We start from the raw sequence: 13,462 nt of genomic DNA on the forward strand, positions 1-13,462 counted from the left end.
AGGAGGCGTGGATATGCTGTCTACCGTGCAGCGCAGAGCTGTCTTCCACCACCTGATTAGATGCTGCATTCTGACTTGCTTCGGTATATTCATTATTTATCTAGTCCGGACAGGAAGCCTTCTTCAATATGTAGAGCCCGCACTAAGCCTTTATGTGAAGTTCTCTGCAATGGGTCTCTTCGCCACGGCCATATACCAGCTTCATTCCGCTTGGGACAGCTGGCGTGGCGTCGATGCAGCCGCTTGTGACTGCAACCATGACCCCTCTTCCTCCACAATTGCAAATGTGTTCTATTATGGCTTGTTCCTGCTCCCGCTTGCACTCGGCTTTTTATTGTAGTTAAAATTGGAAAAAATTACATCCAAAAAGATGTCATCCATTTCGTATAAAAGCTTCCAGTGAATCCATACTAAGGGTACACAAAGGAGGTGATTACGATGGCTTCCAACTTAGTCGTACCTGGGGCTAGCGCAGCGCTAGATCAAATGAAATATGAAGTAGCAAGAAGTCTTGGCATTTCTTTCGCTCAAGACGGATACTATGGCGACATGTTAACTCGTGATGCTGGCTATATCGGCGGAAACATTACGCGTAAACTTGTTGAAATCGCTGAAATGCAATTAGCTGGCAGATCTTCGCGTTAATCGTTAAATCGCCGAATTAGGCAAATAAAAAGCTGCCCCAGAGTGCGAGGCAGCTTTTTGCTTGTGTTCTATTAAGGAGCATCCCGAAAAGCATGCTGTGCAAATTTAGGCGTATAGCGGAACATGCTGCTGGCCATGTTGTAATTGCTCTCGAACAGAATGCTGGCTGACCATGCTCCAGAGCCGGAGCGAACCGAGAAATCATACATAATCTCACCATGTGTCCAGTTCCGCTTGAGCTTGATGGAATCAATTGCCATCTGCCTGAAGGCTTGCACCTGTTCTTGCGTCATGCCCTGCTCTGACTGCCCGATTTGGCCGTTTCTGCTTTCAATCGGATTATGACGAACGCCATATTTGCCGACCGCATTATTTCGAATTTGAATGATTACAGTTCCTGCTTGAGCGTAAAGGAGCTCCTCTTCCAATTGCTTAAAGACGAAGTCCACTTGACGAGTTAAAGGCATTGTATCCAAATTCATAGGTTTCCGCCTCCCAGATCCATATTTAGATGATTTTTCCATGTCATCCAATAGGCCCATTATATGACAAGAATTTCGATCGCACAATAATAATTATACAAAAACATTACAAATTTTTAGTTCATTCGACATCTACCTTACAACAACTTCTCATACTTTCGACATATTCAGCCCGGTGCAGACGATTATAGACAAAAAGTACTGTGGTGCTATAATATAACTATTCCATATAAAGGAGAGCTTCCACGATGCAATGGTTCCATTCCCTATCTATCCGAAATAAGCTTCTTGTCGGCTGCTACACAATTGTTGCTACATTTTCCATCGCGTTATTGCTTGGCCTTGCACTTTCAGGCGGAAGTCTCCTATTAGGATTAGTCATCATTGTACTTGCCGCAGCTGCTACTTTCCCTCTTGTTCGGGTAATTGAGACAGCGCTTACATCATCGATTGATGAAATGACCTCGATCGCATTTAGTATCGCGAAAGGCGATTTCACTAAGAAGGTAGACGTATCCTCCTCCGCATCTCTCGGAGAGCTCGGCCATTCTTTCAATAGCATGGTGGACAAGCTCCGCGACATATTAAAGGAAACATCGACCATTTCACGAATCGTCAACGATACTAGCCGCAGCATATTTGATAAAAATGTTGATTTGAAGAAAGTCATGGAGCAAGTAGCGGCCTCTGCCGGTGAACTTGCAACCGGTGCGAATCAAATTTCCGAGGATGTCGGCGACATGGCTGACTCCATCCGCGAAATTGAAAACAAAGTATCCTCTTACGCGCACTCCACTAAAATGATGAACGAACGCTCTGAACAGACGTTAAGTTTGGTTGAACGTGGACGGCAAGCCGTTGAGAGTCAGTCGACCGGGATGTCCCGCAACGTAGAGGCAACCTCTCAAGTATCTGAAGCGATTGAAGAGCTTGCACGCAAAGCAGCTGGTATCTCCGCTATCACTCGCACCATCTCAGATTTGGCTGAACAAACAAACCTGTTGTCGCTGAATGCCTCCATTGAGGCTGCACGCGCAGGCGAACACGGCCGCGGCTTCGCAGTCGTTGCTCAAGAAGTACGCAAGCTCGCTGAGGAATCCACTTCCTCGACGAAGGAAGTTTTCAATCTAGTTCGCAGCATTGATACAGGCGTTAAACAAGCCATTCAGAATATTAAAGTAAACGAAGAGGTTGTTCAGCTCCAAATGAAAATGCTTCGCGATTCCGAAGTGATTTTCACAGAGCTTGTAACAAGCGTTGAGTTTATTACCGAGCAGATTGCTCAATTCTCCGGGGAAAGCGATCAAATGATGGAGAGCGCCCACAAAATATCAAGCGCTATCCAAAGCATCTCTGCCATCACGCAGCAATCCGCAGCCGGAACAGAGCAAGTATCTGCTTCGATGAATGATCAAATCGGCTCCGTGCAGGCAGTCGTTACGGAAACGGAGAAAATGCAGCAGACGGTTATGCAGCTGCAGCGCACGATATCGATTTTCAAAATTTAATGCTTACATAGAGAAAACCAGAAAAAAAAGACCTCCCGATCCAGCCTTTGCTGGTGTCGAGAGGTCTTCTTCTTGTCTTGCAGCATCAGATTGAACTATAGCCCCTGTGAGTAATCGTAGCCGACCGCTTGCAGGAATGCTCGCGCAAGTACGGCATGCCCCGCTTGACTCGGATGAACGCGATCCCACGCAATTGTTGCCGGGTAGATATGCTCCATTACCCGGTTGAAGGCAGCTTGCGTGTCTACAAACAGCGCATCATGCTTAGCTGCAATATCACGTACAACTGCACCATAGCGATCCATCTGAGCTCTCATCGCATCGTTTGCATTCGGCTCGAGATAGAAAGGCGTCATCAGTACAAGCCCTTTCAGCTTCGGCTTCGTTTGCACGACGAGTTCTTCCAATGTTGCCGCATACTGTTCCAGGTATACATGCGACTCCGTAATGAGAGGTGTATCAAATTGACGCCATACATCGTTGGTGCCGATCATGATTGAGAGCCAATCCGGCTGCAGATCCATTACATCTGTCTGCCAACGCTCCTTCAAATCAAGCACGGTGTTACCGCTCGTTCCTACGTTGACGACGCGAATTCCGCGCTCCGGATAAGCTGCTGTCAACAAGGCATCGACAAGGCCGACATATCCTTTGCCAATGGCATCGAACAGCCCTTCCCCGACAGGCCGCGCCCGGCCGCAATCTGTGATGGAATCTCCAATCATAACAAGCTTATCTTTCACCTCTAACAACATGAACGCAACCTCCCCTATTCTGCTAAGAAAAACTGCATAATTTTATCATTCAAGCCCGGCAGCCCTTCATGGCCAAAGTCCGGGAAAATTTCTAGACGTTTCTTCGATGTAATCTTGTTATAGGCTGCAAACTGTGTGGACGGCGGGCATATCGTATCCATTAATCCCACGCCCATCAGAACCTCACCTTGAATCCGATTAGCCAAATGCTGAATGTCTATGTAACCCAGTTTCGTAAAAATTTCATCCTCACGCACATGCTGCGGATCGAAATGACGGAAGTACGTACGCAGCTCATGGTAGGCGTCCTTGGCCAGATCCATTTCCCATACGCGTCTATAGTCGCTGAGGAACGGGAATACAGGCGCAAGCTTGGATACTCTTGGCTCAAGCGCCGCGCATGCAATCGTTAAGGCGCCGCCTTGCGAGCCGCCCATAGCATAGACTCGGCTTGGATCCACCTCAGGCATGTCCAAGGCGATGCCTGCAAGCTGAGCCGTGTCGAGGAAGATGTGGCGGAACAGCAGTTGATCCGGTTCATCGTCAAGACCACGGATGATGTGACCTTGATGGGTATTGCCTTTCACACTCCCTGAGTCTTCGGATTTGCCGCCTTGACCGCGGCAATCCATGGCGAACACGGAATAACCAAGCGATACATAAGCAAGTCGCTCCGTCCAATCGCCGGCATGGCCGGTATAACCGTGAAATTGAACAACTGCTGGGTGTGGCGCAGTCGCGTTCCGAGGACGCGCATATTGCGCATGAACACGCGCACCTTTGACGCCGGTAAAGTATAAATCGAAGCATTCCGCCTGTGGCGTTTGGAAAGCGCTAGGAATAAGTTCTACGGCAGCATCTGTCTGGCGCATTTCCGCTAACGCGCGCTCCCAGTATGCATCGAAGTCTGCAGGTTTTGGATTGATTCCTGAATACGTTTTCAATTCATGTAGCGGCATATCAATGGCTGGCATGTTCTATCCCCTTTTCAACTTATTCCCTTACATGTTACGTGTTTGAGACTAACGGTGTAAAGAGGGATCTTTCATGCATGATCAAAGGATGGCAGGGCAAAATGAGAGCGACCGGTTTATGAACGGCTATTCAAGTACATTTTCGCAAGGAGCGGAGGGACGAAGAACATGTTCGGGATGCCTGTAACAAAACGGGTGTTAGTGCTGCTGCTTGCCTGGACCGCATTATTAGGCTCCTCGTCGCAAATGCATGCTGACGATGCCACCTCCTCAGCTGACGGCCTGCCGCATGCCAGTGACTCAAGTCGTCATCTACAGCCTGCAGTCAACCCAGAAGGGCACGGGATTAATACCACTGCCAAGCACGCGGACTCCGTGGCCTTCAACAGTGAGCAGAAACGCAGGAAGAAGAAACGCAGTGCGATGTCATGGGTAACGCTGCAGAAGCAGTTTCCCGGTTCTTTCGTTGTTTGGGGACCACGCGGTGTACGAAGAGTGGCGCTAACCTTCGATGACGTGCCAGATCCGCGCTACACGCCTCAGGTGTTGGAGATTCTCGCTCGTTATAAAGTAAGAGCCACCTTCTTTGTTGTCGGCAACCGAGCAGCCAAACACCCAGCCCTTGTAAGGCGCATGCGTAAAGAAGGCCATATCATCGGCAATCATTCGTATGATCATGCGGTATTCTCACGTATTTCCCGTTATGCCTTCGAGCAGCAAATTTGGCAAACCGATTGGATACTGCGCCCTCTTGCCGGATACAGCCCCAAATTCATACGACCGCCTTACGGTGAAATCACCCCTCAGCAAGTCGATTGGCTGAGGCAGCGAGGCTATATTGTCGTCAATTGGGATGTGGATTCCGTCGATTGGAAAAGTCTAGACAGCAATAGCATTCTCATCAATATCAAACGAACACTGCAGCCCGGTTCGATTATCTTGCAGCATGCCGGCGGAGGCGAAGGTCAGGATTTATCAGGGACAATCGCTGCCCTGCCACGGCTGATTCGACTGCTGCGCAGCAAAGGCTATCAGATTGTAACGCTGCCTGAGCTCCTGAATAAACCTGAGGCTCGCGGTACACGGACAAAGTAAAAACAAAACGGCAGCCCGCCGGGCTGCCGTTTGCATTTGTAACTATTATTCTAGAACGAATACTTTCACGTATTGGAAGCCAAACATGCTGGCTTGCTCTTGTGATTGCGGTACGAAAATATCGATACGATCGCCTTTGATGGCACTGCCTGCATCTGCTGCAATAGCCATCATGCCGCCAGCCGGAAGTCCGCCATGGTCATAGCCTGTAACATAGACCTTGCTGCCAAGCGGGATAACGTTCGGGTCAACTGCAATTGTTCCAAGCTTAAGCGGATTACCGAAGTAGTCTACAGCACCCCATGAGCCGTTCTCAGAAGCGGCTGCTGTATAAGCACTTGCTTTTGCTTGAACAACTTCCGAATAGTTATAATTGCTGCTGCCGATTGTGATGATTTCTTCTTCTCTGTCCACAGAGGTCATTTTCATCGCTTTGCCTACTGCAGCTTTAGACGCTGCTTTTACAGCTTTCGGCGCGGCCTTAGCTTTCGCTTTCGGGGCTGCTTTTGCTTCTGCCTTAGGAGCAGCTTTTGCCTTAGTTGCGGCTTTCGCTTCCGCCTTAGGTGCCGCCTTAGGTGCCGCCTTGGCAGTCGTTGTCTTCTTTACAGCTTTCGAAGCTGGGATAACGATGCTAAGCCCTTCATAGATGTTTTGTGGATCGATCATGGGATTAGCTTTCAGCATCTGCTGAAGTGAAATGCCGAATTGCTTGGAAAGCTCCCAGAACGTGTCGCCATCTTTCGCGCTGTAGGTCGATGCTGCGCTTGCCGTGTGTGTAAGAACAGCAAAGCTAAGCGCTGCAATTATCGCGCTCTTCTTCCATACCTGTTTCATCAAGTTGTATTGCCTCCTTTTGATTTACGGATATCATCCACAAGTGTGCGGATTTATTCCGTCATCGCGATGAAGGACACACAGCTTAATAGCGTGTCATAATCTTCCTTATCGCATGCGGCCTGCGAGGTTAGTTGTCGGATTCGGATTGAGGAGTTCAACCCTACGCTTCGTGAACTAAGCGATTCACCCCAGCGCCAAATGCGCGTTCAGCACTGCATTCCACTTAGGCGGAATGTCAGGCCGGAGGGCAGTGATGCCACTCCCTAAAAGATCCCCCGTACGTTAAGTTTCGGCTCGCGTAATAGAATACCATATCCGGCAAGGCGAATCCTACCGGTAAATACAGGAACAGCCCTCAAAATGACCAATAATTATCCATTTCGCGGAAGAAAGATGCTTACGGTAGTCCCTTTCTCAGGGATGCTCGTAATGTCCATTCGTCCATGGTGGCCTTCGATAATTCGATAACAAATCATAAGTCCAAGACCCGTTCCGCTGTCTTTCGTGGTGAAGAATGGCCCGCCCAGTTTAGGCAGCTGATCCTGCGGAATACCGATCCCCTGATCAATGATTTCGACAATCAGCTCGCTTTGCTGCTGCGCCTTCAAGTCGATCGTAATCATGCCCCCGCTTGGCATAGCCTCGATCGCATTCTTGAGCACATTGACGAACACCTGCTTCAGCTGGTTCTCATCACAGAGCAGCTCCGCTGCAGTCGTATCCGTACGCGAGACGATCTGTACATCGCGCAGAATCGCCTGCGTTTCTAGAAGCGTCAATACGCTTTGAATGATTTTGACCAAGTCATGTTTACGGAACTGATTCGCCTGCGGTTTGGCAAGCGCCATAAACTCCTGCACGATCGAATTAATCCGGTCCAGTTCGACAAGCATAATATCAAAGTATTCATGATACTGGTCAATCTTCGTCTTCAGAAATTTAGAGAAGCCGATCAGCGACGTAAGCGGATTTCGAATTTCGTGTGCGATGCCTGCTGCCATTTGGCCGGCGACAGACAGCTTCTCCGACTGAATCAGCGCTTCCTCTTCCTTCTTTCGCTCACGAATATCGCGAAACACGCTTTGCACGACGGTGCCCCTATTCAAGTAATTGCGAATTCGCGTGCTGGACACCTCGACGTCGATGATCTCGCCGCCTTCTGCAATCAGCTTGCAGTCTAGAAATTCATTGGGCTCATCCGTCTGCATAATCGCTTGAATTCGTGCTGCGGATCGCTCCCAATAATCCGGATGTATGTAACGAAAGCTTCTTTGGCCTGTAATCAAGTCGCTTTCTGAAATGTTCAATAGCTTAAGGCCAGCTTGGTTGGCAAACAAAATATCGTTGCCGTCATGCACAAAAATCGGTTCCGGCAAATATTTGATCAAACGTTGGTAATTGTGCATATCAGACCTGGAATCTACATCGTCAACACCATGATTCATCTTTCCGAGCTTCCTCTTCACGTTCACAGCAAGCGACTTGTTACAATAAACGGCTTTACGCCTCATGTTTCAAACCCTCCGGGTGATGAAGTCTACATTAGGATTTCGCCTCTTATTCTTACAAACCCTGCACGTGAGAAAGTTTTAATGTTGTTTCAAACCGCGAATCATCGTTAGAATGCCTTGCTTGAATATAGGCATCGTCCGCTCAAGCAGCTCATCCGTTGGTTCCGCATGTCCACTGTAAGTGCTGATGAAGCCTTGCAGGTAATAAAACAAGATCCGGCCATTGTTCAATGCAGCCTCTTGTCTCGGTTCCACTGACCCTTCAGAGACGGCAATAAAGAGCACCTGCATAATGTGAGCGAACAGTCTGTTGCGGATAACGTTGACTTCGAGCTCTGGCTGAGGATCATCTACTCGTACCGAGGCGGACATAAACAAGACCGTTTGCAAACTGCCGCTCGTCAGGCTGAATCGAACATATTCGCTGCATACGTCGAGCAGTTTATCCAAGGCTGCCGAATCCGGTTTACCGACTATTAAGTCTAACAGCTTCTGTTCCAGCGTGAGCAGCGAAGGAATCGCAATCTGCTGAAGCAGCTCTTCTTTATTTTTGAAATATAAATAAATGGCGGTATGCGAGCAGCCTGCTGCTTTGGCAATTTCGCGCATCGTCACAGATGAGTAACCCTTCTCTGCGAATAAAGCTGCTGCTGCGGCACGAATCGCTGCTTTCATCTCTTCCGTTAATTGTTTTCTTCTTGTGGTCATAGGACAGCACACCTCATGTTTAGACTCAAGTAATTTGGTAACCATCGGTCACAGAATAACCGACGGTTACAGAATCGTCAACTAGAATGCAAAAAAAGAGCAGCCGATGCTCGGCCGCTCTTATCTTAATTATAAAATATTAGGACGTGAATTCTTGTACCCACTCGCCGTTGTAATAAGCAACGCCGATTTTGTTGAAGTTTTTGCTCAAAATGTTCGCTTTATGGCCCGGGCTGTTCATCCATGCCTGCATCACTTCTGCCGGCGTACGTTGACCCTTCGCGATATTCTCACCTGCATAAGAGTAAGAAACGCCATAAGCACGCATCATATCAAACGGCGAACCGTAAGTTGGCGAATTATGATCAAAGTAATTGTTCGTATACATATCCTTAGCCTTATCCAAAGCGACTTTCGTCAAGAGCGTATCGGATTTCAGTGTACCAAGACCTGCGTTGGCACGTTCTTTGTTAACCAGCGTAACGACTTGAGCGGCAAATGTGCTCTTGTCTGTTGTGCTTGTCCCTGTATTCGTGTTCGACGATCCGTTGTTCGAAGTCCCTGTCGTGCTGCTTACGGGAACCTTAACCGTCATGCCCGGCCAGATGATATTCGGGTTAGCGATGGTTGGATTAGCTGCAATTAGTTTGCTTAGGCTGATCCCGTATTTCGTTGCGATTTTGTACATCGTGTCGCTGCTCGTAACCTTATACGTGACGGAACTGTTCACTGTGGCTGCTTCTGCCTTCTGCAGGGCTGCTCCTCCTCCAACCGCGATCAAACCGGCTGCGAGTACGCTAGCTACACCTATACGAAATGGTTGCATCTTCATGAATATTTCCTCCTTGTTATGGTTATCGTGTGTGCCGACCTTTCGACGCCACCCATGTTAACACGGGGAAACAGCAAAAAACACCTCATAAAATATGGAAACACAACGTTCAGATGCTAAAAATCATCGAAAACAAAGTCCAATTTATCAGCCTTTTTCAAGTTGCAGGCCGCGCATGCGCAGACGCAATTTGCCGGAGAAGAAAGCCCTCCCTTTGACTTCGGCAGTACATGGTCAATCGTATCCCCATAACGGCCGCAATACTTGCAAATATAGTCGTCTCGCTGCAGCACCAGCAGCCGGAAATCCGTTTTCGTATAGAGCTTGTGAATCAAGCCCGGGTTGATAATACCAGCGGCACCTTCCTCCACCATTCGTACCGCCATCTCCGTCGGAATATCTGTAGACCAGCGTTTGCCTGTTTCACGGTGACCGCGCAGCCGAATATGTCCACGACCTCGATCATTCAGGAGCGAAGTTTTATATGTAAAAACACCTTTGATAGGATGTATGTTCCGATCCGGCGGGCGCTCTGCAACCTGTTCGACAGCGCTGATTTCAGCTTTTAAATTTTTGATCTTCGCTGCTTTCGATCGTTTATGACGGCGTTTACGTTTACGTTTCGTTGCAGGGACAGAAATTGCTGCAGATTCAACTGTGACAGCGGCAGATTGTGCTTCAGCTGAATCGCTCTTCTCGCTTTGATCCGTCTCTTTACCTGCAGATACCGCTGCAGCCTGTCCACCTTGTACACTGGCTGGCAGCTTGGATGCTGCACTGCGCTTCTTACGGCGACGCTTCCGCTTCCTTGCCGGCTTAGCAGGAGCAGCCTCGTCTATATCCGGCTCCGATCCATACGTCTCTTCATGCTCATCCTCATGTTCGTGTTGCAGATACTGAACAGCCTCTTCCATGCTGTCAAACGCTGCATCTCCCGCTGCTGTTTCCCGCTTGCGCTTGCGCAGACAAGTCCGGCAAATCCCGCGCCGTCCGCTGCTTCCCGCACGTTTCGTAAACGCTGTAAGCGGCTTCTCTATTTTGCATGCCGTGCATGGCTTCATATCCATTTCAATCACTTCCGCTCCGTTTCCTTATCAGGTCGTCGTCAAGCCGTGCAGTTTACGAAACTGCTCCGGTGTAATGCCTTCCGCTTTGCCAAACGCGGCAATGAAGTGGCTGGGATCGCGGTAACCGGATAATTGCGCAATCTCTTTAATCGACCGTTTATCGCCAAGGCTCATCATTTCCTTGGATTTAATCATTCGCAGTCGAATTAAGTAAGCATAGGCCGTAATGCCGAATGCTTGCCGGAATAGTGAATTTAAATAGCGGGAGCTGATTCCAAGCTGTTCCGCCATATCGGTAAGGCTAATATCCGGATCGCCGTAATGGATATCCAGCCAATGAAGCAGCGGGTCCAGCTTCTCCAAATGCTGGAATACGGAGGAACGTCCGCCCTTCTGCCCATATATTTTGATCATCGTGAGAAAACGGTACAGCTGTGCGGAAGCATTCAGACCTGTTCTGTCCTCATCATGCTGCGCTTGTGTAATCATGCTTTCCAGCTGCGAGGTAATTGGCGCGTCTTCATTCCAATTCAGCCACTCTGTGTGCCGAATGCCCAAGGAGGCCAGCATAGATGCTGCCAAAACACCGCCGAACGTGACATACATCGTCGCCCATTTCTTACCCGGCTTGGCCGTATAGAAATGAGGAACATCTGGGAATAAAAGTGAACCGTTGCCTGGCGGAAGCGAATACTTGATTCCGTTCAGCTCAAATTCACCTTCACCCTCTATAGTTTGCAGCCAATGAAAGCACGGATATCCCTTCGTCCGGTCAACCGCCTCTTGGTCTGGATTGATCCCAATACTATCTACATACAGCGGCAGCTCGTACTCACCAAGCGTGAACATGTATCGGCTGCGCTGCTGACCGTCGATGAACCCTTTATTCCGCTCCATGATCTGTTCCATATTATCATATCCTGCCTATTCTTTTTTATATATCTCTAATCCGCATCTTACCATAAAATAAAGCTGTTATCATTCACTTCACTGGAGGAATTTACGAATATGGATACTACGAAACTGCCCAAAATGTTATATGGCGGCGATTATAATCCCGAACAGTGGGATTCCGGCATCTGGCCGGAGGATATGCGCATGCTGGAGCTTGCCGGCATGAACATCGCTACTATTAATGTTTTCTCATGGGCGATGCTCCAGCCAAGCGAAGATACGTATGATTTTGAAACCCTTGATCGCATTATGGACATGCTCCATGCCAACGGTATTTATGCTTGTCTGGCAACAAGCACCGGCGCCCATCCCGCTTGGATGGCCAAGCGTTATCCCGAAGTGCTGCGTACTGATTTTGAAGGACGTAAACATAAATTCGGCGCACGCCACAATTCTTGCCCGAACAGTGAAGTATACCGGACCTATTCCACTCGTCTGGCGTCAAAGCTTGCAGAGCGCTATCAGAATCACCCGGCTGTGCTGCTCTGGCACGTATCTAATGAATATGGCGGCGAATGTTATTGCGATCAGTGTGAAATGGCTTTCCGCGGCTGGCTTCAGAAGAAATACGGCACATTGGACAAACTAAACGAGCAATGGAACACTCGCTTCTGGGGTCATACCTTCTACGAGTGGGACGAAATCGTGCTGCCAAGCGCTCTGACGGAACAATGGTCGTACGATAAGACTTGTTTTCAAGGCATCTCGCTCGACTTTAGCCGCTTTAATTCAGACAGTATGCTTGAGTGTTACAAGCTGGAATATGATGCCATCAAGGCTTACACGCCTGATATTCCCGTTACTACAAATTTGATGGGAACCTATAAACAAATCGATTATTTCAAATGGGCCAAGCATATGGACATCATCGCCTGGGATAACTATCCATCCATGACTACCCCATCCAGCTTTGTAGCGATGACACATGATTTAATGCGCGGCCTCAAAGGCGGAGCTCCTTTCTTGCTGATGGAGCAAACGCCGAGCCAGCAGAACTGGCAAGCTTATAATCAGCTCAAGCGTCCCGGGATCATGCGCCTTTGGAGTTATCAAGCCGTCGCACACGGATCGGACAGCGTCATGTTCTTCCAACTGCGTCGTTCTGTCGGTGCTTGTGAGAAATACCACGGCGCTCTCATTGAGCATGTCGGTCATGAGCATACCCGCGTATTCCGTGAATGCGCACAGCTTGGAGCTGAGATGTCTGCTATGGGTACGAAGCTGCTTGGATCACGACTTCCGAGCCGTGTAGCCATTATGTTTGACTGGGAGAACCGCTGGGCAATCGAGTATTCGAGCGGTCCGACCGTGGATCTGAAATATGTCGATGAAATTCATAAATATTACCGTGCGTTCTATGACGGAGGATACCAGGTAGACATCGTGTCTTTCGAGGACGAGCTCTCCGCTTATGACATCGTTGTCGCTCCGGTCATGTATATGGTTAAGCCAGGCATGGCTCAGCGAATCGAAGCTTTTGTCAGCAGTGGCGGGACCTTCGTGACGACGTTCTTCAGCGGAATCGTGAACGAGAACGACATTGTAACGTTGGGCGGATATCCGGGAGAGCTGCGCCAGCTTCTAGGCATATGGGCCGAGGAAATCGATGCTCTGCTCCCAAGCAGCACCAACTCAATTGTTATGAAAGATACGCTCGGTTCGCTGCAAGGCACTTATCGCTGCACGCTGCTTTGTGATCTCATTCATAGCGAAGGCGCGGACGTAGTCGCAGAATATGGCGATGATTTCTATGCCGGCATGCCTGTTCTTACACGCAATAAGTTTGGCAGCGGCGAAGCCTGGTATGTCGCTTCGAGTCCTGATGAACAATTCCTGCAAGGTTTCGCTGATGTCTTATGTAAGCAGCACGGAATCGCTCCATTGCCAGGCAAGAAGGCTGGCGTTGAAGTAACCCGCAGAGTGATCGATAATCGGGCTTATTTATTCGTCTTAAACCACAATGCGGAGCCAGTCACGATTGAGCTTGGAAACGAATCAGGCATCGACCTTATTAGCGGAAACACACACGCTGGGCAAACTGTCATTAATGGCCGCGATGTCCTTATCCTTGAGCAATTTGCTTGATATTGCCTA

Annotated in this window: 14 protein-coding genes and 1 riboswitch; of the genes, 5 read left to right on the plus strand and 9 right to left on the minus strand. The window is 48.9% G+C overall.

Annotation, left to right across the window (positions count from 1 at the left end; all coding sequences use genetic code 11):
- Positions 1 to 13: 13 nt before the first annotated feature.
- Complete coding sequence (locus tag AC506A_RS11995) at positions 14 to 340, plus strand: DUF1980 domain-containing protein (RefSeq protein WP_495461232.1); 327 nt, start codon at positions 14 to 16, stop codon at positions 338 to 340.
- Between the two features lie 98 nt (positions 341 to 438).
- The gene (locus AC506A_RS12000; protein WP_495461233.1) at positions 439 to 645 is read left to right on the plus strand and encodes an alpha/beta-type small acid-soluble spore protein; all 207 of its coding nucleotides are present in this window, start codon (positions 439 to 441) and stop codon (positions 643 to 645) included.
- A 71-nt stretch (positions 646 to 716) separates the two neighbouring features.
- On the opposite strand, the gene AC506A_RS12005 is transcribed toward AC506A_RS12000, so the two are convergent.
- A complete protein-coding gene (locus AC506A_RS12005) occupies positions 717 to 1,127 on the minus strand; it encodes an O-methyltransferase (RefSeq protein WP_495461234.1) in 411 nt (136 codons plus the stop codon).
- A 248-nt stretch (positions 1,128 to 1,375) separates the two neighbouring features.
- On the opposite strand from AC506A_RS12005, the gene AC506A_RS12010 reads away from it, so the two are divergent.
- Positions 1,376 to 2,635: a methyl-accepting chemotaxis protein gene (locus AC506A_RS12010; RefSeq protein ID WP_495461235.1), complete on the plus strand. Its 1,260-nt coding sequence runs from the start codon at positions 1,376 to 1,378 to the stop codon at positions 2,633 to 2,635.
- 95 nt (positions 2,636 to 2,730) lie between these two features.
- Here AC506A_RS12010 and AC506A_RS12015 read toward each other — a convergent pair whose 3' ends face one another.
- Complete coding sequence (locus AC506A_RS12015; protein WP_495461236.1) at positions 2,731 to 3,390, minus strand: SGNH/GDSL hydrolase family protein; 660 nt, start codon at positions 3,388 to 3,390, stop codon at positions 2,731 to 2,733.
- A gap of 14 nt (positions 3,391 to 3,404) precedes the next feature.
- Positions 3,405 to 4,364, minus strand: coding sequence for an alpha/beta fold hydrolase (locus tag AC506A_RS12020; protein WP_495461237.1), 960 nt, complete (start codon positions 4,362 to 4,364; stop codon positions 3,405 to 3,407).
- Between the two features lie 168 nt (positions 4,365 to 4,532).
- Here AC506A_RS12020 and AC506A_RS12025 point away from each other — a divergent pair, with 168 nt between their 5' ends.
- Entirely contained in the window at positions 4,533 to 5,459 is a 927-nt protein-coding gene (locus tag AC506A_RS12025; protein WP_495461238.1) for a polysaccharide deacetylase family protein, read from the plus strand.
- A 45-nt stretch (positions 5,460 to 5,504) separates the two neighbouring features.
- On the opposite strand, the gene AC506A_RS12030 is transcribed toward AC506A_RS12025, so the two are convergent.
- The 6 genes from AC506A_RS12030 to AC506A_RS12055 all read right to left on the minus strand — a co-directional run bounded on the left by AC506A_RS12030 (position 5,505) and on the right by AC506A_RS12055 (position 11,323).
- Positions 5,505 to 6,293 (minus strand): 3D domain-containing protein, encoded by a 789-nt coding sequence (locus AC506A_RS12030; RefSeq protein WP_495461239.1) that lies wholly within the window; start codon positions 6,291 to 6,293, stop codon positions 5,505 to 5,507.
- Between the two features lie 103 nt (positions 6,294 to 6,396).
- Positions 6,397 to 6,601: riboswitch (cyclic di-AMP (ydaO/yuaA leader) on the minus strand.
- Positions 6,602 to 6,667: 66 nt separating this feature from the next.
- Positions 6,668 to 7,807, minus strand: coding sequence for an ATP-binding protein (locus tag AC506A_RS12035; RefSeq protein WP_495461240.1), 1,140 nt, complete (start codon positions 7,805 to 7,807; stop codon positions 6,668 to 6,670).
- A 78-nt stretch (positions 7,808 to 7,885) separates the two neighbouring features.
- Entirely contained in the window at positions 7,886 to 8,515 is a 630-nt protein-coding gene (locus AC506A_RS12040; RefSeq protein WP_495461241.1) for a TetR/AcrR family transcriptional regulator, read from the minus strand.
- A 139-nt stretch (positions 8,516 to 8,654) separates the two neighbouring features.
- On the minus strand, positions 8,655 to 9,347 hold the full coding sequence (locus tag AC506A_RS12045) for a CAP domain-containing protein (protein WP_495461242.1): 693 nt from the start codon (positions 9,345 to 9,347) through the stop codon (positions 8,655 to 8,657).
- A gap of 116 nt (positions 9,348 to 9,463) precedes the next feature.
- On the minus strand, positions 9,464 to 10,414 hold the full coding sequence (locus AC506A_RS12050; protein ID WP_495461243.1) for an HNH endonuclease: 951 nt from the start codon (positions 10,412 to 10,414) through the stop codon (positions 9,464 to 9,466).
- Between the two features lie 27 nt (positions 10,415 to 10,441).
- Positions 10,442 to 11,323: an AraC family transcriptional regulator gene (locus AC506A_RS12055; RefSeq protein WP_495461244.1), complete on the minus strand. Its 882-nt coding sequence runs from the start codon at positions 11,321 to 11,323 to the stop codon at positions 10,442 to 10,444.
- Positions 11,324 to 11,422: 99 nt separating this feature from the next.
- Here AC506A_RS12055 and AC506A_RS12060 point away from each other — a divergent pair, with 99 nt between their 5' ends.
- Positions 11,423 to 13,453 (plus strand): beta-galactosidase, encoded by a 2,031-nt coding sequence (locus AC506A_RS12060; RefSeq protein WP_495461245.1) that lies wholly within the window; start codon positions 11,423 to 11,425, stop codon positions 13,451 to 13,453.
- Positions 13,454 to 13,462: the final 9 nt, after the last annotated feature.

The organism is Paenibacillus sp. N22P23 (genome assembly GCF_059383735.1).

Coding starts and splice junctions, on each gene's coding strand:
- AC506A_RS11995 (WP_495461232.1), top strand. CDS start 14: ATGCTGTCTACCGTGCAGCGCAGAGCTGTCTTCCACCACCTGATTAGA.
- AC506A_RS12000 (WP_495461233.1), top strand. CDS start 439: ATGGCTTCCAACTTAGTCGTACCTGGGGCTAGCGCAGCGCTAGATCAA.
- AC506A_RS12005 (WP_495461234.1), bottom strand. CDS start 1,127: ATGAATTTGGATACAATGCCTTTAACTCGTCAAGTGGACTTCGTCTTT.
- AC506A_RS12010 (WP_495461235.1), top strand. CDS start 1,376: ATGCAATGGTTCCATTCCCTATCTATCCGAAATAAGCTTCTTGTCGGC.
- AC506A_RS12015 (WP_495461236.1), bottom strand. CDS start 3,390: ATGTTGTTAGAGGTGAAAGATAAGCTTGTTATGATTGGAGATTCCATC.
- AC506A_RS12020 (WP_495461237.1), bottom strand. CDS start 4,364: ATGCCAGCCATTGATATGCCGCTACATGAATTGAAAACGTATTCAGGA.
- AC506A_RS12025 (WP_495461238.1), top strand. CDS start 4,533: ATGTTCGGGATGCCTGTAACAAAACGGGTGTTAGTGCTGCTGCTTGCC.
- AC506A_RS12030 (WP_495461239.1), bottom strand. CDS start 6,293: ATGAAACAGGTATGGAAGAAGAGCGCGATAATTGCAGCGCTTAGCTTT.
- AC506A_RS12035 (WP_495461240.1), bottom strand. CDS start 7,807: ATGAGGCGTAAAGCCGTTTATTGTAACAAGTCGCTTGCTGTGAACGTG.
- AC506A_RS12040 (WP_495461241.1), bottom strand. CDS start 8,515: ATGACCACAAGAAGAAAACAATTAACGGAAGAGATGAAAGCAGCGATT.
- AC506A_RS12045 (WP_495461242.1), bottom strand. CDS start 9,347: ATGAAGATGCAACCATTTCGTATAGGTGTAGCTAGCGTACTCGCAGCC.
- AC506A_RS12050 (WP_495461243.1), bottom strand. CDS start 10,414: ATGGATATGAAGCCATGCACGGCATGCAAAATAGAGAAGCCGCTTACA.
- AC506A_RS12055 (WP_495461244.1), bottom strand. CDS start 11,323: ATGGAACAGATCATGGAGCGGAATAAAGGGTTCATCGACGGTCAGCAG.
- AC506A_RS12060 (WP_495461245.1), top strand. CDS start 11,423: ATGGATACTACGAAACTGCCCAAAATGTTATATGGCGGCGATTATAAT.